This window comes from Streptomyces sp. NBC_00078 (assembly GCF_026343335.1).
Lineage (GTDB): Bacteria > Actinomycetota > Actinomycetes > Streptomycetales > Streptomycetaceae > Streptomyces.
In genome coordinates this window covers 547,755-570,848 of record NZ_JAPELX010000001.1, presented here as the reverse complement: position 1 = coordinate 570,848, position 23,094 = coordinate 547,755, and the positions used below count along the sequence as shown (strand labels likewise).

The 23,094-nt window shown below is 70.6% G+C and carries 17 protein-coding genes; 8 read left to right on the top strand and 9 right to left on the bottom strand.

Annotation, left to right across the window (positions count from 1 at the left end; all coding sequences use genetic code 11):
* Positions 1-109: 109 nt before the first annotated feature.
* Complete coding sequence (locus OOK07_RS02655; protein WP_266794852.1) at positions 110-1,252, bottom strand: aminoglycoside phosphotransferase family protein; 1,143 nt, start codon at positions 1,250-1,252, stop codon at positions 110-112.
* A gap of 233 nt (positions 1,253-1,485) precedes the next feature.
* Between OOK07_RS02655 and OOK07_RS02650 the strand changes: the two genes are divergently transcribed.
* Positions 1,486-2,976: a DNA-binding protein NsdB gene (locus tag OOK07_RS02650; protein ID WP_266676476.1), complete on the top strand. Its 1,491-nt coding sequence runs from the start codon at positions 1,486-1,488 to the stop codon at positions 2,974-2,976.
* Between the two features lie 56 nt (positions 2,977-3,032).
* Here the strand turns inward: OOK07_RS02650 and OOK07_RS02645 are convergent, their stop codons facing one another.
* Positions 3,033-4,457: a PP2C family protein-serine/threonine phosphatase gene (locus OOK07_RS02645; RefSeq protein WP_266676474.1), complete on the bottom strand. Its 1,425-nt coding sequence runs from the start codon at positions 4,455-4,457 to the stop codon at positions 3,033-3,035.
* Positions 4,458-4,908: 451 nt separating this feature from the next.
* Here OOK07_RS02645 and OOK07_RS02640 point away from each other — a divergent pair, with 451 nt between their 5' ends.
* Positions 4,909-5,322 carry an SsgA family sporulation/cell division regulator gene (locus OOK07_RS02640; protein WP_266676472.1) on the top strand — a complete coding sequence of 138 codons (414 nt, stop codon included), beginning with the start codon at positions 4,909-4,911 and terminating at the stop codon, positions 5,320-5,322.
* A gap of 140 nt (positions 5,323-5,462) precedes the next feature.
* Positions 5,463-7,511 carry a phosphocholine-specific phospholipase C gene (locus tag OOK07_RS02635; RefSeq protein ID WP_266794851.1) on the top strand — a complete coding sequence of 683 codons (2,049 nt, stop codon included), beginning with the start codon at positions 5,463-5,465 and terminating at the stop codon, positions 7,509-7,511.
* Between the two features lie 30 nt (positions 7,512-7,541).
* On the opposite strand, the gene OOK07_RS02630 is transcribed toward OOK07_RS02635, so the two are convergent.
* Positions 7,542-8,639 carry a baeRF3 domain-containing protein gene (locus tag OOK07_RS02630; RefSeq protein WP_266794850.1) on the bottom strand — a complete coding sequence of 366 codons (1,098 nt, stop codon included), beginning with the start codon at positions 8,637-8,639 and terminating at the stop codon, positions 7,542-7,544.
* Positions 8,640-8,912: 273 nt separating this feature from the next.
* Positions 8,913-10,490, bottom strand: coding sequence for an alpha/beta hydrolase (locus tag OOK07_RS02625; RefSeq protein WP_266794849.1), 1,578 nt, complete (start codon positions 10,488-10,490; stop codon positions 8,913-8,915).
* A gap of 295 nt (positions 10,491-10,785) precedes the next feature.
* Here OOK07_RS02625 and OOK07_RS43205 point away from each other — a divergent pair, with 295 nt between their 5' ends.
* A complete protein-coding gene (locus OOK07_RS43205) occupies positions 10,786-11,463 on the top strand; it encodes a chaplin (protein WP_323182913.1) in 678 nt (225 codons plus the stop codon).
* Between the two features lie 94 nt (positions 11,464-11,557).
* Here OOK07_RS43205 and OOK07_RS02610 read toward each other — a convergent pair whose 3' ends face one another.
* Positions 11,558-12,286: a class I SAM-dependent methyltransferase gene (locus OOK07_RS02610; protein ID WP_266676466.1), complete on the bottom strand. Its 729-nt coding sequence runs from the start codon at positions 12,284-12,286 to the stop codon at positions 11,558-11,560.
* A 450-nt stretch (positions 12,287-12,736) separates the two neighbouring features.
* Complete coding sequence (locus tag OOK07_RS02600; protein ID WP_266794848.1) at positions 12,737-12,967, bottom strand: hypothetical protein; 231 nt, start codon at positions 12,965-12,967, stop codon at positions 12,737-12,739.
* Between OOK07_RS02600 and OOK07_RS02595 the strand changes: the two genes are divergently transcribed.
* Together OOK07_RS02595 and OOK07_RS02590 are read left to right on the top strand one after the other, a co-directional pair.
* Positions 12,966-13,742, top strand: coding sequence for a GNAT family N-acetyltransferase (locus OOK07_RS02595; protein WP_266794847.1), 777 nt, complete (start codon positions 12,966-12,968; stop codon positions 13,740-13,742). The two genes, OOK07_RS02600 and OOK07_RS02595, sit on opposite strands and share 2 nt — an antisense overlap.
* Before the next feature lie 535 nt (positions 13,743-14,277).
* On the top strand, positions 14,278-15,207 hold the full coding sequence (locus OOK07_RS02590) for an NAD-dependent epimerase/dehydratase family protein (RefSeq protein WP_266794846.1): 930 nt from the start codon (positions 14,278-14,280) through the stop codon (positions 15,205-15,207).
* Between the two features lie 170 nt (positions 15,208-15,377).
* Here OOK07_RS02590 and OOK07_RS02585 read toward each other — a convergent pair whose 3' ends face one another.
* Complete coding sequence (locus OOK07_RS02585) at positions 15,378-15,641, bottom strand: GlsB/YeaQ/YmgE family stress response membrane protein (protein WP_266676458.1); 264 nt, start codon at positions 15,639-15,641, stop codon at positions 15,378-15,380.
* A gap of 289 nt (positions 15,642-15,930) precedes the next feature.
* Here OOK07_RS02585 and OOK07_RS02580 point away from each other — a divergent pair, with 289 nt between their 5' ends.
* Positions 15,931-17,382, top strand: coding sequence for a M6 family metallopeptidase (locus OOK07_RS02580; RefSeq protein ID WP_266794845.1), 1,452 nt, complete (start codon positions 15,931-15,933; stop codon positions 17,380-17,382).
* A gap of 38 nt (positions 17,383-17,420) precedes the next feature.
* Here OOK07_RS02580 and OOK07_RS02575 read toward each other — a convergent pair whose 3' ends face one another.
* Both OOK07_RS02575 and OOK07_RS02570 read right to left on the bottom strand, forming a co-directional pair.
* A complete protein-coding gene (locus OOK07_RS02575; protein ID WP_266794844.1) occupies positions 17,421-20,123 on the bottom strand; it encodes a glycoside hydrolase family 2 protein in 2,703 nt (900 codons plus the stop codon).
* Positions 20,124-20,226: 103 nt separating this feature from the next.
* Positions 20,227-21,411: an ROK family transcriptional regulator gene (locus OOK07_RS02570; RefSeq protein WP_266794843.1), complete on the bottom strand. Its 1,185-nt coding sequence runs from the start codon at positions 21,409-21,411 to the stop codon at positions 20,227-20,229.
* A 131-nt stretch (positions 21,412-21,542) separates the two neighbouring features.
* Here OOK07_RS02570 and OOK07_RS02565 point away from each other — a divergent pair, with 131 nt between their 5' ends.
* Entirely contained in the window at positions 21,543-23,006 is a 1,464-nt protein-coding gene (locus tag OOK07_RS02565) for an APC family permease (protein ID WP_266794842.1), read from the top strand.
* Positions 23,007-23,094 lie beyond the last annotated feature (88 nt).

The following is a 23,094-nucleotide window of genomic DNA, read 5'->3' as shown; positions in this document are numbered from 1 at the left end:
ACACCAATGGCCCACCGCGAAGGTATTTTCCGGGCGGGCCGCGCGGCCCCGGACATACGAAGGTCCGCGGAGCGCCGCTGTCCAGGGCGCACCGCGGACCTTCGTCCCCTCAGCGAGTGCCGACCGCCGCGCGCACGGCCCGTCGGGCCAGCTGACAGTCGTCGTGCAGCCGCCTCAGCAGCAGCCGCTGTTCCTCGCCGGACGGCGCAGCACCCGGGTGGGCCGCTCCCGGTGCCGCCGGGGTCGAGTCGTGCATCGAACGCTGCACGGCCGTTTCGTAGGTACGGATCTCACGGGTCAGTACGAGCATCAGGTTCACCAGGAACGCGTCCCGCGAGGCGGGGCCCGCCGTCTGCGCGATCTGGCTGATCTGACGGCGGGCCACCGGAGCGTCCCCGAGGACCGACCACAGCGTCGCCAGGTCGTACCCCGGCAGGTACCAGCCCGCGTGCTCCCAGTCCACCAGCACTGGACCGGCCGGTGAGAGCAGGATGTTCGAGAGCAGGGCGTCGCCGTGGCAGAACTGGCCCATGCCGTGCCGGCCCGAGGCGTGCGCGATGCCGTGCAGCAGCTTCTGCAGGTCGCCCATGTCGCGGTCGGTGAGCAGGCCGAGCTCGTGGTAGCGGGAAATACGGGCCGCGTAGTCGAGCGGGGCGTCGAAGGTGCCGGCCGGGGGCCGCCACGCGTTCAGCCGGCAGATGGCGCCGAGTGCCGCCCTGATGTCCGCGCGCGGTGGGGCCTCGGCCGGGTGCCGCTGCAGGGCAGCCACCCGTCCCGGCATCCGTTCGATGACCAGTGTGCAGTTGTCCGGGTCCGCCGCGATCAGCCTGGGCACCCGCACGGGCGGGCGGTGCCGGACGAACGAGCGGTACGCCGCTATTTCGTGGCGGATCCGCTCGGCCCACGCGGGGGAATGGTCCAGTAAGCACTTGGCGACGGCCGTGCTGCGTCCGGTCGTACCGACCAGGAGCACCGATCGTCCGCTGCGGCGCAGCACCTGGACCGGAGCGAACTCCGGACAGATCCGGTGCACCGACGCGATCGCCGTACGCAATTGGGCGCCCTGGGGGCCGGACAAGTCGAGTCTCCCGCTGAGCGGTTGGGTGCCGAGCCCGGGCAGGCGCCGGGCCCTGCCCGCGCCGAGCGCGGGAGCCGCCGGACGGGCCGCGGGGTCGAGATAGGGGCCGCCGGCCGCCGGGCGGGGCTGCAGCGGCCGGGGCGGGGCGGACACGGAGGACGATGCTGTGTACATGGGCGAAACAGATCCCTTCGTGTGCCTGCGACGTCAGTGCGCTGCCCGGCCCGGCACCTCAGGTGCACCCTGGGGAATGTCCCTCGGCAACCGGGTCGGGGTGGCGCTTTCCTACCTGACACCCGACGCCCAGTGGCACACCATCTGGCGCACCCTGGCGAACCCTGGCGAATAGTCGCCCGGCAACTTGCACCGGGCTACTGTCAACTCAGCCGAGAACCTGGGGGCTTGACGTGAGCGGACAATCCAACACCCGCCTGGCGGACCTGTTCGGCCTGGCCGGCTGGTCCAAGGGCGAACTCGCGAGGCTGGTCAACCGGCAGGCGGCGGCCATGGGCCACCCCCAGCTGTCGACCGACACCTCCCGGGTTCGGCGTTGGATCGACACGGGAGAGATCCCGCGCGATCCGGTGCCGCGGGTGCTGGCGGTGCTGTTCACCGAGCGTCTCGGCCGTGTCGTGACCATCGAGGACCTCGGTCTGGTCCGGCACGGGCGTGTGGGGAAACGGCAGGACGCCGGGAGCGTGGAACATCCCGACGGTGTGCCGTGGGCGCCCGAGCGGACTGCGGCGGTCCTCACCGAATTCACGGGAATGGACCTCATGCTCAACCGACGCGGTGTGGTGGGTGCGGGTGTCGCGCTCACCGCAGGATCCGCACTCAGCAGCGCCATGTACGACTGGCTGCACACCGATCCGACCCTCTCCGCCGACGCCCCCGACTACGACAATCCCCTGCATGCCGACCCCGCTGGGTTCGACCGCTACGACGCAGCCCCCATCGGGTCGCAGGAGATCGAGGAACTGGAGCGCTCGGTCGAGGTGTTCCGGGCCTGGGACGCCGCCCGCGGCGGCGGGCTGCAGCGCAAAGCAGTCGTGGGCCAGCTCAACGAGGTGGGCGGCATGCTCGCCTACCGCCACCCCGACCATCTCCAGCGGCGCCTGTGGGGCGTCGCCGCCAACCTCGCCGTCCTCGCGGGCTGGATGTCGCACGACGTCGGCCTGGAGCCCACGGCCCAGAAGTACTTCGTCATCGCCGCCCACGCAGCCCGTGAGGGCGGCGACCGGCCCCGCGCCGGGGAGGCGCTCTCCCGGGCGGCTCGCCAGATGGTGCACCTCGGCCGGCCCGACGACGCACTCGACCTGATGAAGCTCGCCCAGTCCGGCTCCGGCGAAGAAGTGCTGCCGCGAACCCAGGCGATGCTCTACACCATCGAGGCCTGGGCGCAGGCCTCCATGGGCAAGGGCCAGGCCATGCGCCGCACCCTCGGCCGGGCGGAGGATCTCTTCGTCTCGGACAAGGGCGACGTGCCGCCTCCGAGCTGGATGCAGATGTTCAAGGAGGAGGACCTGTACGGCATGCAGGCCCTGGCCTACCGCACACTGGCCGAGCACGAGCCGGGAGCGGCCGCGCACGCCCAGCACTACGCGGAGAAGGCCCTGGCGCTCAGGGTCGACGACCGGCAGCGGTCGAAGATCTTCGACTTCCTGTCCATGGCCTCCGCCTGCTTCATCGCCGACGACCCCGAACAGGCCGACCGGTACGCACGTCTGGCCCTGATGTCGATGGGAACCAACTCCTCCCACCGCACCTGGGACCGGCTGCGCCAGATGTACCGGCTCACCGCCGAGTACTCCAGCTATCCGAAGATCCACGAGCTGCGGGAGGAGATCAAACTGTCGTTGCCGAGGACGGCGAAGAGCGGCAACAGCGCACGGGCGTAGGGGGTTCGTGCGGCGGCTGCCGATTCATCTCACCGCTGGTTCACATCACCGCTGGTTCACATCACCTTGGCGACGAGTACGCACGCGTCGTCCTCACGTTCGGCCCCGCCGAACTCCTCCATGACCATCCGCACGCAGTCCTGCGCGGTCCGTGCCTCGCCGAAGCGGGGGGCCAGGTCGAGGAGCCGGCTTGCGGTCTCCGTGCCGTTGCGCCCGGGCACCAGCCCGTCGGTGTGCAGCACGAGCAGGTCGCCTGTATCGAGGGTCTCTTCGACCTGCTCGTAGGAGGCGCCCGAGGTCGCGCCGAGCAGGACGCCGTCCGGTGCGTGCAGCCTGCGCCCCGTCCCGTTGCGGAACAGTAGCGGGGCGGGGTGTCCGGCTTGTGCCCAGGTCAGTGTGCGGGTGGCGGGGCGGTAGCGGCAGCAGACGGCGCTGCCGAGGGCGGGTTGCACGGTGGCGTCGAGTAACTGGTTCAGCCAGGACATCAGTTGGCCGGGTTCGGTGCCGGCCATCGCCATGCCGCGTACGGCGCCCAGCAGCGTCGCCATGCCCGAGGTGACGGCGACGCCGTGTCCGGTGAGGTCGCCTACGCTGAGCAGCGTCTGGCCGTCGGGCAGCTCCAACGCGTCGTACCAGTCGCCGCCGATCAGTGCGCTTGTCGACGACGGCAGATAGTGCGCCGCCAGATCCAGTGTCTCGGGACCGTGGTGCGGGAGCCGCAGGGAGCCACGCCACGGCGGCAGCACGGCCTCCTGCAGCTCGACCGCGAGCCGGTGCTCGGTCTGCGCGCGGTGCTGGTGGCTCTGCAGCGAGTCACGGGTCTCGCTCACCACCTTCTGGCTGCGTCGCAGTTCACTGACGTCACGCAGTACGGCCCACATCGAGGCGGTGCTGCCGTCGGTGTCGAGCACGGGCTCGCCCATCATGTGCACCGCGCGCACCTCGCCGTCGGGGCGCACGACGCGGAACTCACCGTCGATGGGCTTGGCGTCGACCAGGCAGTCCGTGACCATCGCCGTCAGCTTCGCGCGGTCCTCGTCCAGTACCAGGGACGGCAGTTCGTCGAGGGTGAGCGGGGGAGCGGCGGGGTCGCGGCCCAGGATCTGGTAGAGCTCGCCGGACCAGCTCGCCTCGTCCGTCAGCAGGTTCCACTCGGCGCTGCCGACCCGGCTGAGCAGCGAGCCGCGCCGGGGAGCGTGCGGTACGGCACGGACAGGTGCGGGTTCCGCTACCGGGGGCAGGGGGGCGGGGCCGTCCCGCAGCTGCCCCAAGTGGTCGGTGAGGTCGGTGAGTTGGTGCAGCGCCAGATCGCACAGCGCGCGCTGCCACCGTTCCTGAGGGTCCGAACCGTCGCTGTGCGCGTCCCGCCGTACGGCGTCCACCTCGCCCTTGAGCCGGCGAGTCTGCGATATCAACGCGTCGACCGAGCCACGTCCTGGCGGCTGGGCGGCTGGGTGATCCGCGGAGAGATGGGACGGCATGACGCACTCCGATGCGGGACGGTACGACCGGGGCTGACGGCTTGGGGACCGTTACGACTGTGGCACAGCCCGCGACGCCCTGTAAGGGATTCGGCAACACCCGATACGGTGGTGCTTCTGGCATATGCCACAGTCTTCACGGGGTGACCGTGCAGTGCGGATGGCGTACGCCGCTGACGGGCCAAGTCGTAGGCAGAGTACGCGATTTGACGTTCCGGTGAGCACTCCTGGCGGGCGTTCAATCGCGCGTTCGACGGCTGCTTGTTCTATGGCGGCCCAGTGATCCCGCCTCGCCTCACGCGCGGCGGGACGCGACAGGAATGGCCCTGGCAGCCAAGTGACGCAGGTCACACAAAGTCGCAAGCGCTTCCACGTAATGCGAACGGCACCTGCGTGCTCGTACAAGCACACCGGAAATCCGGCCGACCTCCTACCGCAGGGGAGACCGACCATGGACATCACCCTCCGACAGCCCGCCCACGGCCGTCTGATCACCGCCGACGAGCAGGAGCTCCCCGTTCCCGCCACGTTGCGCTATGCCGCCACGGATCCGCTGGCCGTGTACCTCGACTTCCCGCCGGAGGTCTCCCTCGACGGCACGGGGGTCACCTGGACCTTCGGCCGTTCTCTGCTGGAGGAGGGGCTGCGTGGCCCCGCCGGCGGGGGCGACGTGCACATCTGGCCGTGCGGCCGGGCCCGTACAGTTGTGGAGTTCCATTCGCCCTACGGCCTGGCCCTGCTGCAGTTCGACACCGACGCCCTGCGCCGGTTCCTGCTGCGCACCTACGCCGTGGTCGCCGCCGGGCAGGAGGACGTCGGTGCGGCCGTGGACGAGGGCCTGAACTCGCTGTTCGGCAGTGTCTGACGACCCTCGCGCCCCTGTGGAGGACGGTTTTGGCTCCTGTTCATCTCGGGCTCACCACACAGGTACGGCCCCTGACGGGCACCGCGGGCAGCCTTGCCGCGGTGTGCCGCCCGGGCACTCCGGTGACGAGGACGGGGCCGATGACACCGATCAGCCGAAGGGGCTTCGTGGGTTTCGGCGCGACCGTCGCGGCGGGCATGGCGACGGGCGTCGCTACGGGCACGGCGACGCGCGTCGGTACGGGCACTGAGGTCACCGCGCAGAGTGCGGCGACCGGCACGATCTCGGACGTGAGGCACGTGGTGATCCTCATGCAGGAGAACCGCAGCTTCGACCACTACTTCGGGCGCCTGAAGGGCGTCAGGGGCTTCGACGACCGCAGCGGCATCACGCTCGCCGGTGGCCACCCGGTCTTCAACCAGCCGAACGGCTCGGGGCGCCAGTACCCGTGGAAGCTCAGCGCCACCCCTGACGCGGGCGGCATGGACGGCGGGACCCTCGCCCAGTGCAACGCCGAGCTGCCGCACACCTGGTCCTCCCAGCACTCCGCCTGGAACAAGGGCCGCCTGGACAACTGGGTGTCCGGCGTGGGGAACGTGCGCTCGCTCGGTTACCTGGACCGCTCCGACATCCCCTTCCACTACGCGCTCGCCGACAACTACACCGTCTGCGACGCCTACTTCTGCTCCGCGCTCAGCGCGACCGGCCCCAACCGCACCTATCTGTGGAGCGGCAAGGTCGACTCCTCGAGTCACGACGGCGGCGACGAGTCCGGCCTGACCTGGCAGAACTACGCCGAGGCGCTGCAGAACGCCGGGGTGAGTTGGAAGGTCTACCAGAACGCGGCGGACAACTACGGCGACAACGGCTGCGCCTATTTCAAGAACTTCGCGAACGCCGGACCCGGCAACCCCCTCCACGACCGCGGCATGGCCTCCGTTCCCAGGGTGACGGGCTCGACCCCCGACGACATCGCCGCCGCCATCAGGGCCGACGTTCTCGCGGGCACCCTGCCGCAGGTTTCCTGGGTGGTCGCCAACCAGGCCTTCTCCGAGCACCCCTTCGCCCCGCCCGGCGACGGCGCCCACTTCGTCGACCTCGTCTACCGGGCCCTCGCCGCCGACAGTGACGTCTCCGACTCCACCGTCCTGTTCCTCAACTACGACGAGAACGACGGCTGCTTCGATCACGTCCCGCCCCCGGTCCCGCCCGCGGGAACCGCCGGGGAGTTCCTCGACGGGGTGCCGTACGGCTTCGGATTCCGCGTCCCGATGATCGTCATCTCGCCCTGGACACGGGGCGGTTGGGTCTCCTCGGAGGTCTTCGACCACACCTCGGTCCTACGCTTCCTGGAGACCTGGACGGCGGCTCTGGGCAAGCCCGCGACGTGCCCCGACATCAGCGCCTGGCGCCGCAAGGTCAGCGGTGACCTGACCGGCGCCTTCGACTTCGCCCACCCCGTGTACGGCACGGTGCCGCTGCCCGCGACGAGCGTCATCGGCTACGACACCTGCGGGCCGCTGCCCGACCCCGTCCCCACGACCAACGCCCTGCCCACCCAGGAACCCGGCAGCCGCCCCGCCCGCGCGCTGCCGTACCAGCCGAACGGCTGGCTGGACCATCTGGAGTTCGGGACGGACGGCAGGATCCTCGCCCGGTTCGCCATGGCCAACCAGGGCGGCGCCGCCCGGCGTGCCGCGCACTTCTCCCTCCACCCGGGCGCCTACCGGGACACCACACCGTGGCAGTACACCGTCGACCCCGGCGGCACGGCCACCGGCTCTTTCAACATCGGCGCCGGCCACGGCGACGGCAGGTACGACTTCACCATGGTCGGCCCCAACCGCTTCCTGCGGCGCTTCCGGGGCGACGCGACGAAGGCCGGCAAGTCGGCCGAGGTGAGCACCCGTTACGCCGTCGAAGCGGGTACGGGAAAGCTCGCGATCTACTTCAGGATGGTCAACTCCGGTTCCGTGCCGGTGCAGTTCACCATCACCGCCGGCCACTATCGCGGCGACGGCCCATGGACGTACACCGTGGCCGCGGGGGGATGGGCGGAGGACGCCTTCAACGCGGTGGCGTACCAGGACGGCTGGTACGACTTCACGGTCACCGTCGACTCCGACGCTTCCTGGTCGCGCCGGTTCACCGGGCACCTGGAGACGGGTGCGCCGAGCACCAGCGGCTGACGCTCGGCGCAGTACTCGTACCGGGCAGGGTCAGTAGCGCAGGACCCCCGCGATCCCGTGGGCGTCGCCCAGCATGCCGTCCGGTACGAACCGGACGTCCGCGCCCGTCTCCAGGCACTGCTCGACGATCTCGTCCACGATGTCCTCGCGGGAGTCGAGGTCACCGCCGGCGGCCGGGACGAGGTGGTCGCCGAGGACGTCGCGCACCGTCATGCGGTAGTTCTCCTCGACGGCGAGCAGCCGTACCCGGCCCTCGCGGGCGCTCTGCCAGACCTCGTCGACACCGGCCGCGAACGCCTTGCGGCCACGTGCCGCCTCGAGCTCCCGGGCCACGGCGTCGCTGCTTCTGCGGGCCTCGGCGGCGATCATCGGCCGTACCGCCTGCCACACGGCGTCGGGAGTGCCGTGGGCGAGACCGCCATGGGGCAGGTGCACCGCCTCCTTGGTGACGCTGCCGACCTCGTCCAGCGCCGACAGGGCCGCCTGTTCACCGGTGACGTAGAGGGGCCGCGGCTGCTCGCGCAGGACCATGCCCATCGAGGCGTCGGCCTCCCGCAGGAAGTGCCGGGTGCCCTCGTCGCGGTAGGTGCTCGGGAAGTCGCCGATCTGCTCCTGCCGCTCGGCGTCGAAGTTCTCGGGGCGCCTGGTCAGGGGGAAGCTGCCGGCCCGGTCCTCCACGACGCGATCCGCGCCGCCGCTCCACAGGGTGGCCCGGTCGGAGGAGACCGACAGCACCCAGAACGGCCGCTCGGCGGCGTGCGCGGAGACGAGGTTGCGGGTCAGGAAGGTGTCGGAGAGCACCACACGCTCCGGCACGGTACGGGCGAGCGACCACACCTGGTGCTCGCCCGGAGCGGCGAAGATCGCCAGACCGTCCTCGGCGTGCGCCAGATCCACCTCCCTGAGGGCTTGGTCGAGCTGGTGAACCACGTCGTGGCGCCGTTCCCGGGTGACCGAGGGATCGGACTCCAGCTGTTTCTTGGCCTCGGCCACCACATTGCGCAGCCGGACCGGATCCTGGGCGTTTTCGGGCTCCCGGCGATGTGTCGGCGTCAGCACGGACACGGCCGGATAGGCGCGCGGGCGCCGGAGCTCGGACAAGGTTGAGGGACTCAGGTCGTGCTCCATAACAAGCACCATAGGACCGTTTCGCCGATCGGGCATCAGGGGCAGCTGAGCCAGGCATACGGGACATTTCACTGCTCTGTCGCTCGGCTGCCGGGTGGCGCTCTCCGCATCGCCGTTCAACGCGGTCCCGGCCCACGCGGGACGCCTCGTGACGCAGGTCGAGAAGGACGCCCGGGCGGGGCGCCTCACGATGACGGGCCGGCTGACGGAGCATGTGCGTCCTCGCCAACACCGGGCCGTGGTACCGGAGTTGAGGTTCGTCCGGGCGGCGACTCAGTCGTCCTCCTCCTCGGGCCCGCATGAACTGCCGGTCGGCGGCAGGCTGCCGTACAGCAGGAAGCTGTCGACCTTCAGGTGTACGCACTTGGACGACGCGTAACCGGTGTGTCCCTCGCCCTTGTTGTCGAGCACCACGGCCGAGGAGCCGAGCCGCTGCGCCGTCTCCACGGTCCAGCGGTACGGCGTCGCCGGGTCGCCGCGGGTGCCGACGAGGAGCATCTTCGGCGTGTGGACGTCATGCACGTCCTTGCGTATGAAATCGGTGCCCTTGGGGCGGCCGTAGCACATCAGCAGCTCGGTGAGGCGGTAGCGGCCGAAGACGGGGGACGCCTGCTCGTACTCGGCGCGCAGCCGGCCGAGGTCCTTGAGGATCGTGTCCGCGGCGGGGCGGTCGGGATCGTCCGCGCAGTTGATCGCCATCAGCGCCGCCGGAAGGTTGTCTAGCGGGACGTCGTTGGCGTCGACCAGCCCGCCGCCGGTGCGCCCGCGTACGGGGAGCACGGCGCCGCCGCTCGCGAAGCCCATCACTCCGCGTGTGTCACCGTCCTCGACCAGCTGGCCGAGCGCCCGCTCCAGTGACGGCCACAGCTCCTTGCTGTAGAGCGCCTGGCTGATGGCGCCCACGAGGTCCTGCCCGGAGAACTTCTGGCCGAAGTCCGTCGACACCGGGTCCTCGTCGAGGGAGTCGACGAGGTGGACGACCTGCTCCCGGCCGTCGCGCGGATCCTGTCCGAACGGGCAGGCGATGTCCTTGGCGCACCACGTGATGAAGTCCTCCAGCGCCGTCTGCTGCCCTTCGGCGCCCGCCACTCCCTGTTCGGACATCGGTTCGGTCAGCGTGTCCACCCCGTCGAGCACCAGCCGGCCGACCTTCTCGGGGAACTGGGCCGCGTAGACCGCGCCGAGGCGGGTTCCGTAGGAGAAACCGAGGTAGTTGAGCTTCTTGTCACCGAGCGCCTCGCGCATCACGTCCATGTCGCGCGCGGAGTTCACCGTGCCGATGTGGGGGAGTACCGGACCCGAGTGCTTCGCGCACTGGGCGGCCGCCGTCCGCAACGCTTCGAGCATGGCCCGCGGATCGTCGGCCACCGCGTTCTCGCCGGTCGCATCCGAGGCCTCGGCGGCGCCGTCTCCGCAGCTGACCGGGGAGGACCTGCCGACCCCGCGCGGGTCGAACGTCACCACGTCGTAGCCGTTCGTGAGGCCCATGAAGTCGTCGCCGCCCGCGGCGAGTTCAGGGACGCCCGCGCCGCCGGGACCGCCGAAGTTCAGCAGCACCGAGCCCCGCTTCTTGCCCGTTGCCCGGTAGCGGGCCAGCGCCAGGTCGAGCGTGCCGGCCTTCGGCTCGGTGTAGTCGAGCGGGACCGTGATCCTGCCGCACTGAAGGTCCTTGGGCATGTCGTCGCCCTGGCACGCGGACCAGACGATCTTCTGCCGGTAGAACCGCGTCAGATCGGGGCCGGAGCCGTCCGAGGCCGCGGCGGGCAGACCCGCGGCCACCAGGGCCAGACCCACGGCTCCGCTGACGGCGCAGCGTCGGACAGCGGGCCGCGTTGGCAACTTGGCCAGCATCGATGCCTCCAGGGCGCCCGCCGGGGACCGGGAGAACGGCGCCTCGATCACGATAAGCGGGCGCTGCGGGGCCCGCCTCCGGGCCAGCGGGACCTCACGGAGTGCCCTACCCTGCGCACCCTGCGTGCGCATACGGCAGGTTTGCTGCTAGTTCGATAACCGTGTCGCTCGATGGGGTGAAAGACCGATAAGCCATAACCCGGATGGTTCGCCCGCGTTTTAACCCGTGCGGGCCAGTGCCCGCTTCTCCGGCGCGGGTACGTGCCCGCGACCATGTCTGGAAGGCAGGGAACCTATGAGAAGGGTTACCCGAAATGGTGTGATCGCCGTCGCCGCGGCTTCGGGCGCGATGGCTCTGGCGGGTCCGGTGAGCGTCGCTTTCGCGGCCGACGGGGGCTCCGCCGCGAACGGTTTCAGTGCCGATTCGCCCGGCGTGATCTCGGGCAACACCGTCCAGCTGCCGGTGCATGTCCCGGTGAACGTGTGCGGGAACACGGTGAACGTGGTGGGGCTCCTCAACCCCGCCGTGGGCAACAGCTGTGTCAACAGGAGCGCGCGAGGCAAGCACGCAGCGGGCAAGGCCACCTTCGGCGGCAGCGCGGCGGACGGCAGCGGAAAGGATTCGCCGGGGGTGGTCTCGGGCAACACCGTCCAGCTCCCGTTGCATGTCCCGGTGAACGTCAGCGGGAACACGGCGAACGTGGTCGGCGTCGGCAACGCTGCTGTCGGCAACGAGTCCAGGAACAGCTCCGGCCGCGCTCACCACCGCGCCAAGCCGGCGCCGAAGCCGTCCGCTCCGGCCAAGGCGCATCCGCAGCAGGTGACCGCACAGCGCACCACGCCGCTGGAGACCCCGCCCTCCCTCGCCCACACCGGCGCCGACCAGACACTCCCCGCCGCCGCGGCGAGCGTCGCGCTGGTCCTGGGCGGAGCCGCCGTCCACCGGAGCTTGCGGCGACGGGCGACACGCTGACCGCACCCACCCAGCGCAGCGAGGAAAGGCCCTGCCGGGCGGGGGACCGGCAGGGCCTCCAGCGACCCGGGTGGGGCCACGTCCTCCAGCTCGTCTAACGGGCCACGGCGGTCATCAGCACCATCCCGGAGTCCCCGTGCTCCGGCTGTGCCGGGTCGCTGTCGATGCGCGTGACGGACAGGTCGCGGGTCATCGGGGTGAACACCCTGGTGACGATCTCCGGATTCACCGGGCAGCCCGGCCAGCGGGACGCGGGCCCGATGCGGTAGGTGGGCATGTTCTCCATGAAGGCGGCCACCAGGTGCCCGCCGGGAACCACGCAGCGGACGAAGGCGCGGCAGAAGTCGGTGAACTCCGCGAAGTCCTCGGTGGCGCCCTCGGCGACGAAGTGCATCGACGCCAGCTCGTAGCCGGCGGGCTCCAGCTCCCTGACGTCGGCGTGGACGACGTTGACGTGTGCCAGTGCCCCGGCCAGCGTGGCCGGCAGATCAGGGTTCAGGCGCCGGGACAGCGCGTGGAACGGCTGCCAGCTGGCGTCGGGGCCGCAGAGGATCTGGTTCTCCAGGTAGGCGATGTTGCCCGCCCCCGCCTCGACGGCCTCGATACGGCGACTCGCGGCGGCCGCGAGAATCAGGGGATACAGATTGGGGCCGGCCCCGAACTCCACCGAGCGGCCGACGGAACCCGGCACGAACCGCCGGTAGAACGCCGAGTGGTGACTGATCACCGCGGCGTCGGACCGGTGCAGGTCGCGATAGTTCTCCGCGAGGTAGTCCGCGACCGGCCAGGCGTCCCAGTCGACGTCGTCGTTGCGGGTCGCCATGGCGGGCTCAGCCCTTCGCCTTCAGCGGAAAACGCGCGGACAGCCGGGGCAGCCGATGTGCCGACAACAAGGGCAAGCGCCTCCTCCCTCGGAGGAGACCGGGCCGTCCACCTGGTCTGGTTCCCCATAGATCGTAGGCACCGTGGCCTGCCCCTGCATCTCGGGAACAGCGGCCCGGTGATGCTCAGGCGCCCCGGCCGTGAAGGCGCAGGCCCGCACCTCCTGAACCGGCTCGGGCACAGGGCCTTCCACCACCAGATCCGGCGCGACCTCGTTGAACGTCAGCGCCCGCACCGGCGCAGCGGGAACCCCCAACTCGGCCGGCCACGAGGACAGTTGCCGCGACGGGGCGACGTACACGATCCGCGCCCGGGGCCCACCCAGGCGTGCGCGGCGTCGCACATCGCCCGTGCTCGCTGGAGGCCGCTTTGCTGTGATCTCCGCAGCGGCCTAGATACGCCCCCGCGCTGCCGGAAAGGCATGCCGACGGGCGACGGCCACGGTGACGAGGGCGGCCGTGATCAGCGGGAGCGCGATCCAGGGCAGCGCTCCCGGGCCCAGGTTCTCCAGGGTCACACCGCCGGTCAGCGAACCGGCGGCGAGTACCTCGCGGCGGTAAAGCCGGGCGGCCGCGGGTAAAGCTGTTGTCCCCCGCGCCCCGGGATGCTGGAGTGAGCCCATGGATCATGCCGGGGTGCTCGCTCTCTTCGACCACGACATGCGTGAAGGCGCCCGGCCCGACGGGCTCGACGCGCGCGTCGAGCGGGTCGGCGGTGTGGTGCGCCGGGTTGCCTCGGCGCGCGGCTGGAACGGGGTGGTGTGGTCCGACCTGGCCGAGGCGGACGCGGACGCGGTGATCGCCGGGCAGATCGCGTACTTCTCCCGGCTGGGCCTCGAGTTCGAGTGGAAGCTGTACGGGCACGACCTGCCGGTGGATCTGGGGCAGCGGCTCAGGGCCGCCGGTTTCGAGCCCGAGCCCGGGGAGACGCTGATGATCGCCGAGGCCGCCCGCCTCGACCTCGATGCCGAACCGCCCGAGGGCATCCGCCTGCTGCCCGTCACCGACGCGGCGGGCGTCGACCTGCTCGTGGACGTGCACGAGCAGGCCTTCGGCGCCGACGGCTCCCGGATGCGCCACCAGCTGCTCGCCCGGCTGACGGGTGAGCCGGACACGATCGTCGCCACCGTCGCCCTCGCCGGCGACGTACCGGTGAGCGCGGCCCGCATGGAGCTCGTCCCCGGCACCCGCTTCGCCGGCCTGTGGGGCGGCGGCACCGTGGAGGCCTGGCGCGGCCGGGGTGTCTACCGCGCCCTGGTCGCACACCGGGCCCGCGCCGCAGTGGAGCGCGGCTACCGCTACCTCCAGGTCGATGCCTCCAGCCAGAGCCGCCCCATCCTCGAACGCATGGGCTTCGCGCCACTGACCACGACGACGCCGTACACGTACGTGCCCTAGCTAGGACCTGTCGTCAAATTCCCGCCTGCCGCGCGACGCCATGCACGCACTCTCGCCGCACCGGGCGCAGACCCACGTACAACCAGTACGAGGGTCTGCGCCCGGCACGCCGAAAGCATGCACCTGACGCCGCGCGGCCCGCCCTTCGGGCGGACGACGGGAATTTGACGACAGGACCTAGCGGCCCGCCGGATCGTCCCCGTGCCGTAGCCGTGTCGACCTGCCGGGCCGGTCCAGGCCTAACGCGTCCGCCCGGTGCCTCCGGCGCGGCCCGCACCGTGGAACTGACCGGACACCTCCAGGCCGAACGCCCAGTGCATGGCCGGTCGCCCCGCGCACGGGCGCCCGGGTGAGCGCGGTCCCCCCGCCCGGTGCGACGCCTCCGCACCACTGGCCACGAGCGGGCGCGCCCACGGCCGCGTCCGCCTGAGCCCGGACGGCCACCTGCTCGACCACGAACCGCACCGCACCGCGCCGACGCGGGCTCCTCGGGACGGGATGTCACATCTCTGGCCGCCCAACCCGTCGCACAGTCATGACGACGATCCCGAAGAACCAGAAGAACCAGAGCATCCTCCTCGCCGGCGCGAGCGGCATCCTCGGCGGCCACATCACCCGGGCCCTGACCGAGGCCGGCCACAAGGTCACCGGCCTCGGCCGCGGGCCCGCCAACGGCGTCAGGGCCGACCTCATGGACCGCGACGCCCTGCTGCGGGCCGTCGACGGACAGCACTTCGACACCGTCATCCACGCCGCGACCGCTCTGCGCAAGGCGCCCATGCGCCACCGGGACATGCACGCCACCGATGCGCTGCGCGTCGCCGGCACCGCCCACCTGGTGGAGGCCGCGCAGACCACCGGCGCCGACCGCTTCGTGTGCGAGTCGATGGTCTTCGGCTACGGCTACGGAGACTTCGGCGACCATGTGATCACCGAGGACGACCAGTTCGGCCCGCACGGCACCACCCCGGAGCTGGAACGGCACATCGAGGGCATGCGCATCAAGGAGCAACTCACCTTCGAGGCAAGGGGGTTGGCGGGCATCTCGCTGCGCTTCGGCCTGTTCTACGGTCCCGGCGGCACCGATGCCGTCCTGCTCATGCTGCGCAAGCGGCAGCTGCCCGCCCCAGGTGACCACGGCCGGGTCCTCGCGTGGGTCGAACTCACCGACGCGGCGCGGGCGATGGTCGCCGCGGTCGAGAACGGCAGCTCGGGACAGGCGTACAACATCGCCGACCGCACCCCGCTCGGATTCCGCTCCCACGTCCTGTGCGTGGCCGAGGAGTTCGGCCTGCCCAGGCCGATGACCGTGCCGCTGTGGATGACCAGGCCGATGTCCTACGCGCACACGATCATGCGGGCGAACATGCGCGTCTCGTCGGCGAAGGCGGAACGGGAACTGGGCTGGACACCCCGGTACCCGTCCAGCCGGGACGGTCTCGCCGCGCTGGCGGCCGTCCGGTGATCGCCCGGCCGAGGCCGCTCGGACCGCGCTTCGGGACCGGAGCGCGGTCCGAGCGGCAGCGCGGTCCATAACGGCAGCAGTGCCTCCGCAGCAGTTCCTACCGCGGCCGGGCGAGGCGCGGTTGCGTCCCGCCCGGACCCGAAACAGTGGGTGTCGCCACACGTGTCGTGTCAGCGGCGTGCCTTCGACCGGTCCAGCGCGGCCACGCCGAGTGCGGCGAGGCCGATCTGGATGAGCCACTCGATCCAGTCGATGCCCTTGGTGTCGGACACGTCGAACGCGCTGGCGATCGCCGAGCCGATCAGCGCGGCCACGATGCCGACGACGATCGTCAGCAGGATGCCGATGCGCTGTCGTCCCGGGACGACGAGCCGGCCCAGCACACCGATGACGATGCCGATCACGATGGCACTGATGATGCCTGAGATCTCCATCTCCGCCCCTCTTTGTCAAAAGCCCCCGCACTATCCGGATTCCCCCTGGAGACGGGGACAGTCCGTTCCGCTTAAACCAGGGGTCAACGCGCGGTCAATCTCCGTCCCGGTGCGCCGGGTGACGCCTGTTCACGCCCCCTCCTGCCATGTACGGTTCAACCGATTCGGCCGCACGGCAGTCGTGCGGCCGGATGTCTACGCGCGCAGATGCTCTCTTCGCCTACGCGCGTAGGTCCGACTGGCACCGCCCCGCCCCGCTCTTCCCCGACCCCACACGGAGGTACGTCGGATGCCCGGACTCACCAGATCCCGCCACAGACTCACCACCGCCCTGGCCGCGTTCGGTCTGCTCACCGCGGCGGCCGCCGCTCAGGCAACCGTCACCGCCACCCCCGCCCACGCGGCCACGACGCATCGCGTCCTGTTCGACGACGGCCACGCCGAAGAGGCGGGCAACGCCGACTGGATCATCTCCACCGGCAAGCCCGACCCGCTCTCCCAGGATTCCTCCCCGTCCGCCGAGACGGACTGGACCGGCGCGCTCTCGTCGTGGGGCGTCGCCCTCCAGAAGACCGGCGGCTACAGCCTCAAGACCGCCACGAGCGCCCTCACTTACGGCGGCTCGTCCACCACGGACCTGTCGAAGTTCGACACCCTCGTCCTGCCGGAGCCCAACACCCTCTTCACCGCCGCCGAGAAGACTGCGATCATGAACTTCGTCAAGAACGGCGGCGGACTGTTCATGATCTCCGACCACACCGGCGCCGACCGCAACAACGACGGTGAGGACGCGGTCGAGATCCTCAACGACCTGATGACCAACAACAGCGTCGACTCGACCGACCCGTTCGGCTTCTCCATCGACACACTGGACGTCAAGTCGGGCTACCCGGCCGCGATCAGTGACAGCGGCGACCCCGTGCTGCACGGTTCCTTCGGCACCGTCACCAAGAGCCTGATCGCCGACGGCACGACGGCCACTCTCAAACCGTCCGACAACTCCGCCGTCAAGGGCCTGGTGTACCGCAGCGGTTACTCGGGCAACACGGGTGCCTTTTTCCTCACCAGCACCTTCGGCAGCGGCCGCGTCGCCTTCTGGGGCGACAGCTCACCGATCGACGACGGCACCGGCCAGTCCGGCAACACCCTCTACGACGGCTGGAACGACACCGGTGCCACCAACGCGGCCCTCGCCCTCAACGCCACCGCCTGGCTCGCCGGCGACGGCAGCAGCGGAGGCGGCGACGGCGGCGGCGGTTCCGGCACCTGCACCGCCGCCCAGCTGCTCGGCAACAACGGCTTCGAGTCGGGCAGCACCACCTGGAGCGCCTCCAGCGGCGTCATCACCAACTCCAGCAGCCAGTCGGCGCGTACGGGCTCGTACTACGCCTGGCTGGACGGCTACGGAACCGCCACCACCGACGCGCTCTCCCAGTCGGTGACCATCCCGTCCGGCTGCACCACCGCCGCCCTCAGCTTCTACCTGCACATCGACACGGCGGAGACGACCACCAGCACGGCGTACGACACGCTCAAGGTCCAGGTCCTCAACAGTTCGGGGACCGTGCTCGGCACGCTTGCGACCTACTCCAACCTGAACGCCGCCGGAGGCTACACCCAGCGCAGCTTCAGCCTCGCGAGCTACGCCGGTCAGACCGTCACGCTCAGGTTCACCGGCACCGAGGGCTCCACCCTGCAGACGTCGTTCGTCATCGACGACACGGCACTCAACGTCAGCTGACGTCTCCTGGGGCCCGGTCCCGACCGGGCCCCAGGCGGTCATCCGGCGGGAACCGTCTGCTCCGGAGTGTTCCAGCCGGAGACCCGCACCCGTGGTGCCGACCCGTGCAGATCCGCGGTCCGGTACGTGGCGGTGAGGGTCGCCGTCTCGCCGGGCCACAGGCTGACCTGGTTGTCCGACCACTCGACGGGCAGTACGGGCTTCCCCGTCGCGTCGACGAGATGGACGTCGGTGAGCAACGAAGGTGTCATTCCGCCGCCCGTGTTGCGTACGGTCACCGTCGTGGTCGCCGTCCCGCCCGACATGTCCGTCGACGCCGCCGCCGACACCGGCACCCGCGCCATCCCGCTCAGGCCCCTGAGATCGGCGTAGCTCGTCGTCGGCGTGTAGTACCAGTCGGTGTGGGCCCAGTCGAGGGTGTCCGGCCCGGTGGACAGCCAGTAGACGTTGCGGCTGACCTCCTTGCCGGAGGCGTCGGCCAGGGTCAGGCGCACCAGATACGTCGTCGACAGCCCGCTCACCGACGCCGGCAGGGTGAGCGCGGTGCCGTGCGCGCCGTCGCCGCTCACCTGCATGCCGGTCACGGTCCTGTCGTACTTCTGCGTGCCGTCGGGGTTGAACACCGTGGCACGGGCGGTGAGTTCGGTGGCGGCCGCGTGCCGGTTGTTGACCACGACCACCGAGCGGTCGTCGTAGGAGTACTGGACGTGCAGCGGTTCGTTCGCCTTCTTCGCCCCGAAGTAGGCGCCGCCCTGGTCGAGCTGATGATCCATCAGCTGCCAGTGCAGCGAGGTCCAGCCGCTGTTGAACATCCAGTAGACGACGCCGGTCGCGGGCTTCGAGGAGTCGGTGGCGCCCCGCTCGTAGGCCTCGAACTGGGCGCGGACGTTCTCGTACTGGGCGAGCTGGGCCTTGCGGACGTAGTCGGCCAGGCTCGTCGGGGCGCCGTAGCGGCCGGTGAGGGCGTCGTCGTAGAGCTTCAGGGTGCCGAAGGTCGACGACGGTGAGCGGTGGTACTGCTTGGCGTCCGGATTCTTCCAGAGGGTGTCGAGTTCGGCCGGGGTCATCATGCGGTGCAGGGTGTCGAGGGTGGGGATGTCGGGACCCGCGCTGGTCTCGGAGTTGAAGCCGGTCGCGCCGCCCTCGCGCTTGGCGTACCAGTAGTTCGGCGGGACCCAGTCGTACGGGCCCGTCATCTTCATGCCCGAACTCCCCAATTGCGGCGAGGAGTTGTCGGACGCGGCGGAAACGACGGGGGTCGGCCAGTCGGCGGCCTTCAGGGCGTCGAGGTAGTTCTTCTCGATCGTCGCGTCGGGCGCGAAGTCGCTGCCGACGAGGAAGGAGATCACGCTCGGGTGATCGCGCAGCCGGACGGCCTCTGCGGCCATCGACGCCCTCGCGACCCGATAGTCGGCGGCGGTCCACTTGTCGCCGGGCTCGCCGCCGTTGACCTGGCCCTCCCACTTGTCGCAGCACTCCCAGCCCGGCAGCGTCAGGATGCCGTAGCGGTCGGCGAGGTCGAAGAACTCGTCCGGTTCGAGGTGACCTTCGAGGCGGATGGTGTTCAGGCCGAGGTCCAGGGCGTACTTCAGCCGGTCCTCGACATGGGTCCGGTCCCAGCGCAGGTACTCGTCCGGCGACCAGCCGCCCCCCTTGATCAGCAGCTTGCGGCCGTTGATGCGGTACTGGCGCGCACCATCGGAGTTCAGCGGCGCCTGGACGTCGCGGATACCGAAGGCCTGGTGCGCTGTGTCCGAGACGGTGCCGGAGTCCGAGACGGTGAGATTCAGGTCGTACAGAGGCTGGCCGCCCATTCCGGCCGGCCACCACACCTTCGGCGAGGCCAGATGGAGGCCGGGGACGTCGGACGGGGCGAACGTGACTGTCTTCGTCTCGTGCGCGGCCAGTGTGACGCTCTTCCCGAACGTCGTGGCGCCGATGCTGCCGGCGACCGCTGTCGTCTCCGGTGCGCCGGAGTCGTTGCGGACCTGCGCCTTGACCGTCAGGTCGGCCGAGGCCAGCGAGGGCACGTCCAGCTTGGTCACCACGTGGGCGTCGCGCAGCGCGACCGGGCCGCCGCGCCGGACGAGGACGTCACGCACGATGCCCATGTTCTCGTCGGGCGGCGGCTGCAGCCAGTCGATCCAGCCCATCGTGAGGTTCTTGCCCGGATCGTTGGGCCGGATCCGGAAGGCGACGGTGTTCGTACCCGACCGGACCAGCGAGGTCACGTCCAGCTCGTGCCGGGTGTAGGCGCCGGTCACGTCCTTCGCCGTGGCGACCTGCCGGCCGTTGAGGTAGACGTCGGCTGCCGAGACCACACCGCTGAAGTCGAGGTAGGTGCGCTCGGAGGTGTCGGCGACCCTGAAGTCGGAGCGGTACCACCAGGGGACCTGGAAGTCGGCCCTGGGGATCTTCTGCTGGTTCGTCGAATAGAACGGGTCGGCGTACACGCCGTTCGCCAGCAGGGTCGCGAGGACGGTGGAGCGGGGGCCGGCCGGATACCAGCCGGTCGCCGGGTAGCCGGGGGAGGACACGTCGGCCGCCGGGTCCGGGACCTTGGCCGTCGACTGCACCGTGTAGCCGTCGAGAGGGGTCGTGCTGCCGGGCGCGGAGGAGACCAGGGTGGGCCGCGCGTGCGGTCCCTGCCGATGCTCGTGTGCTCCGGCCCGGGCGCCGGTCGCCAGCGAACCCAGCAGCCCCAGGACTACGGCGGCCGTGGCGAGACGGTGTCCGTTCACGGAGTCTCCAGCCCTTCGTAAAGTTAGGAAACTTTACTAATTGCGGTCACGGTAGGGCGCCCCAGCGTGCGGTGTCAATCACCCCGGCTCGTGGGCGAGTTGGTCAGGACGCCGCCGACCTGCGCTCGAACACGACGTCCCGTGCGGTCCCGAGTGCCGTGGCCACCGCGCCCAGCAGCACCGCGTCCTCGCCGAGCCGGCTGGGTACGACCCTGGGCCGCAGGGGGGTGAGCGCCCGCAGGTGCTCGCGCACCGGGTGCAGCAGCAGATCCACACTGTGGGCCACGCCGCCGCCGAGGACCACGAGATCCGGGTCGAGCACGGCCGCGGCCGCCGCCACCGTGTGCGCGATGCGCTCGCCCTCCAGCCGGACCGCCTTGACCGCCGCGTCGTTTCCCTGCCGGGCCGCGTCGAACACGGCCTTCGCGGTGAGCTGCCCGCTCATGCCGAACCTGCGCGCCGCCTCGACGACGGCCACCCCCGACACCGCATCCTCCAGCCGCTCCGGCTTCTGCTGCCCCGGCCACGGCAGGAACCCGATCTCCCCGGCCAGCCCGTGCGCCCCCGTGAACAGCCGCCCCTCACTGACCACGCCCATCCCGAGGCCGGTCCCGATCAGGATGTACGCGAAGAGCCGGCTGCCCGTGCCGACGCCGTACGCGTACTCGCCGAGCGCCGCCAGGTTGGCGTCGTTGTGGACCTCCAGGGGGATGCCCAGCTCCTCGCGCATCCGGTCGAACAGCCCGGCGCGCCCCCAGCCCGGCAGGTGCATCGCGTAGCGCACCCGGCGCTGCTTCTCGTCGTACACGCCGGGCGTGCCCACCACCGCGTGCACCACCTCGTCCGGGGCCACGCCCGAACCGGCGACGACCTGGCGGGCCGTCGCCACCACCAGCTCGGCCATCGCGGCCGAGCTGCGGGCCCGGTTGCGCACGTCGGAGCGCGCGACGACGCCGCCGTCCAGGTCGGCGACGGCAACCCGCAGCCAGCTGCGGCCGATGTCGATGCCGAGGACATGGCCGGCCGCCGGGTCCGGTGCGTACAGGACTGCGGTGCGGCCGCGCTCGGGGGCGAGGGTGCCGACCTCGTGGACCAGTCCGGCCGCCTCCAGTGCGGCGAGCACGCTGGAGACCGTCGGTTTGGACAGGCCGGTCTCGCGGGCCAGTTGGGCGCGTGACGCGGCGCCGCCGGCGCGCAGTCGGTCGAGCAGGAGCCGCTCGTTGGTGCTGCGCAGCCGCCGACGGTTCCAGGGCTGTTCCTGCTGGTCCATGGCATCACTGGCGGGCATCCCACCATTCTCACTGATCCGGGAGGACCTCTTGACGCATCAAGTAAGGCTCCTTAACTTTATCGGCCAGTCAGCCTCGCCGGGCCAGCCGGCCTTGGACAGGCCCAGCGCCCGGTGCGTCAGGAGACCCCATGTCCGGTAGTCCGTCCAGTCCGCCACCCACGGGCGGTTTCGTCCGCCGTGTCGGCCTCTTCCCGGCCACCGCCATCAACATGAGCCAGATGTGCGGCATCGGCCCGTTCGTCACGATCCCGCTCATGGTCGCCGCGTTCGGCGGCCCGCAGGCGGTGATCGGCTTCATCGCCGGCGCGGTCCTCGCGCTCGCCGACGGGCTGGTCTGGGCCGAGCTGGGCGCGGCGATGCCCGGCTCCGGCGGCAGCTACGTCTATCTGCGCCAGGCCTTCCAGTACCGCACGGGGCGGCTCATGCCGTTCCTCTTCGTCTGGACGGCCATGCTGTTCATCCCGCTGATCATGTCGACGGGCGTGGTCGGCTTCGTCCAGTACCTCGGATACCTCGCCCCGGACCTGGGCAAGACGTCCGGCGACCTGGTCGGCCTCGGCATGATCGCGCTGGTCGTGATCCTGCTGTGGCGCGGCATCGAGCACATCGCCCGGATCACCGCCGTGATGTGGGCGGTCATGATCACATCCGTCCTGCTGGTCATCCTGGCCGCCGCGACGGACTTCAGCGCACATCTCGCCTTCACCTACCCGGCGCACGCCTTCGACCTGGGCAGCAACCACTTCTGGCTGGGCTTCGCCGGCGGCCTGACCATCGGCATCTACGACTACCTCGGCTACAACACGACGGCCTACATGGGCGCCGAGATCAAGGATCCCGGACGCACCCTGCCCCGCTCCATCATCTTCTCCATCCTCGGCATCATGGCGATCTACCTGCTGCTGCAGATCGGCACGCTCGGCGTGATCGACTGGCATCGCATGATCGACGCCGACGACATCGCCTCCACGTCCGTCGCGTCGGCCGTGCTGGAGAAGACGTGGGGCAAGGGAGCGGCCGACACGGTCACCGTGCTCATCCTGATCACGGCGTTCGCCTCGGTCTTCACCGGACTCCTGGGCGGCTCCCGCGTCCCGTACGACGCGGCCCGCGAGCGGGTCTTCTTCCGCCCCTACGCCAGGCTGCACCCCCAACACCGCTTCCCGATGCTGGGCCTGGCGACGATGGGTGTGATCACGGCCGTGGGCTTCCTGATCGGCCGGCACACGGACCTGGCGACGCTGATCCAGTTGCTCACGACGGTGATGGTGATCGTCCAGGCACTGGCCCAGATCATCGCGCTGACGGTACTGCGCAGGCGGCAGCCGGCACTCCACCGGCCGTACCGTATGTGGCTCTACCCGGTGCCGAGCATCATCGCCTTCGTCGGCTGGTGCGTGATCTACGGCTACGCCGACAGGAACTCGCCGGGCCGCCATCCCATCGAGTGGTCGCTGGCCTGGCTGGGCCTGGGCTGTGTGGCCTTCGTGCTGTGGGCACGCTTCGAGAAGGTGTGGCCGTTCGGACCGAAGGAGATCTCGCAGGAGTATCTGGCCCCGGTACAACCGGGCGCGTCACCGACGGGCGTGTGAACCGTCTGCGGCAACTGTCGTGTCCGCACTGGAGAGCCGAGCTGGTGGCGCGGGGGCGAAGTGGTGGCGGAGGGCCGGTTCGCGCGGG

Bases quoted from the DNA above. Each gene is read 5' to 3' on its own strand.
- OOK07_RS02595 (WP_266794847.1), top strand. From the start codon at position 12,966: ATGGATCATGCCGGGGTGCTCGCTCTCTTCGACCACGACATGCGTGAA.
- OOK07_RS02610 (WP_266676466.1), bottom strand. From the start codon at position 12,286: ATGGCGACCCGCAACGACGACGTCGACTGGGACGCCTGGCCGGTCGCG.
- OOK07_RS02565 (WP_266794842.1), top strand. From the start codon at position 21,543: ATGTCCGGTAGTCCGTCCAGTCCGCCACCCACGGGCGGTTTCGTCCGC.
- OOK07_RS02655 (WP_266794852.1), bottom strand. From the start codon at position 1,252: ATGTACACAGCATCGTCCTCCGTGTCCGCCCCGCCCCGGCCGCTGCAG.
- OOK07_RS02580 (WP_266794845.1), top strand. From the start codon at position 15,931: ATGCCCGGACTCACCAGATCCCGCCACAGACTCACCACCGCCCTGGCC.
- OOK07_RS02630 (WP_266794850.1), bottom strand. From the start codon at position 8,639: ATGGAGCACGACCTGAGTCCCTCAACCTTGTCCGAGCTCCGGCGCCCG.
- OOK07_RS02590 (WP_266794846.1), top strand. From the start codon at position 14,278: ATGACGACGATCCCGAAGAACCAGAAGAACCAGAGCATCCTCCTCGCC.
- OOK07_RS02625 (WP_266794849.1), bottom strand. From the start codon at position 10,490: ATGCTGGCCAAGTTGCCAACGCGGCCCGCTGTCCGACGCTGCGCCGTC.
- OOK07_RS02640 (WP_266676472.1), top strand. From the start codon at position 4,909: ATGGACATCACCCTCCGACAGCCCGCCCACGGCCGTCTGATCACCGCC.
- OOK07_RS02635 (WP_266794851.1), top strand. From the start codon at position 5,463: ATGACACCGATCAGCCGAAGGGGCTTCGTGGGTTTCGGCGCGACCGTC.
- OOK07_RS02600 (WP_266794848.1), bottom strand. From the start codon at position 12,967: ATGGGCTCACTCCAGCATCCCGGGGCGCGGGGGACAACAGCTTTACCC.
- OOK07_RS02585 (WP_266676458.1), bottom strand. From the start codon at position 15,641: ATGGAGATCTCAGGCATCATCAGTGCCATCGTGATCGGCATCGTCATC.
- OOK07_RS02645 (WP_266676474.1), bottom strand. From the start codon at position 4,457: ATGCCGTCCCATCTCTCCGCGGATCACCCAGCCGCCCAGCCGCCAGGA.
- OOK07_RS43205 (WP_323182913.1), top strand. From the start codon at position 10,786: ATGAGAAGGGTTACCCGAAATGGTGTGATCGCCGTCGCCGCGGCTTCG.
- OOK07_RS02570 (WP_266794843.1), bottom strand. From the start codon at position 21,411: ATGCCCGCCAGTGATGCCATGGACCAGCAGGAACAGCCCTGGAACCGT.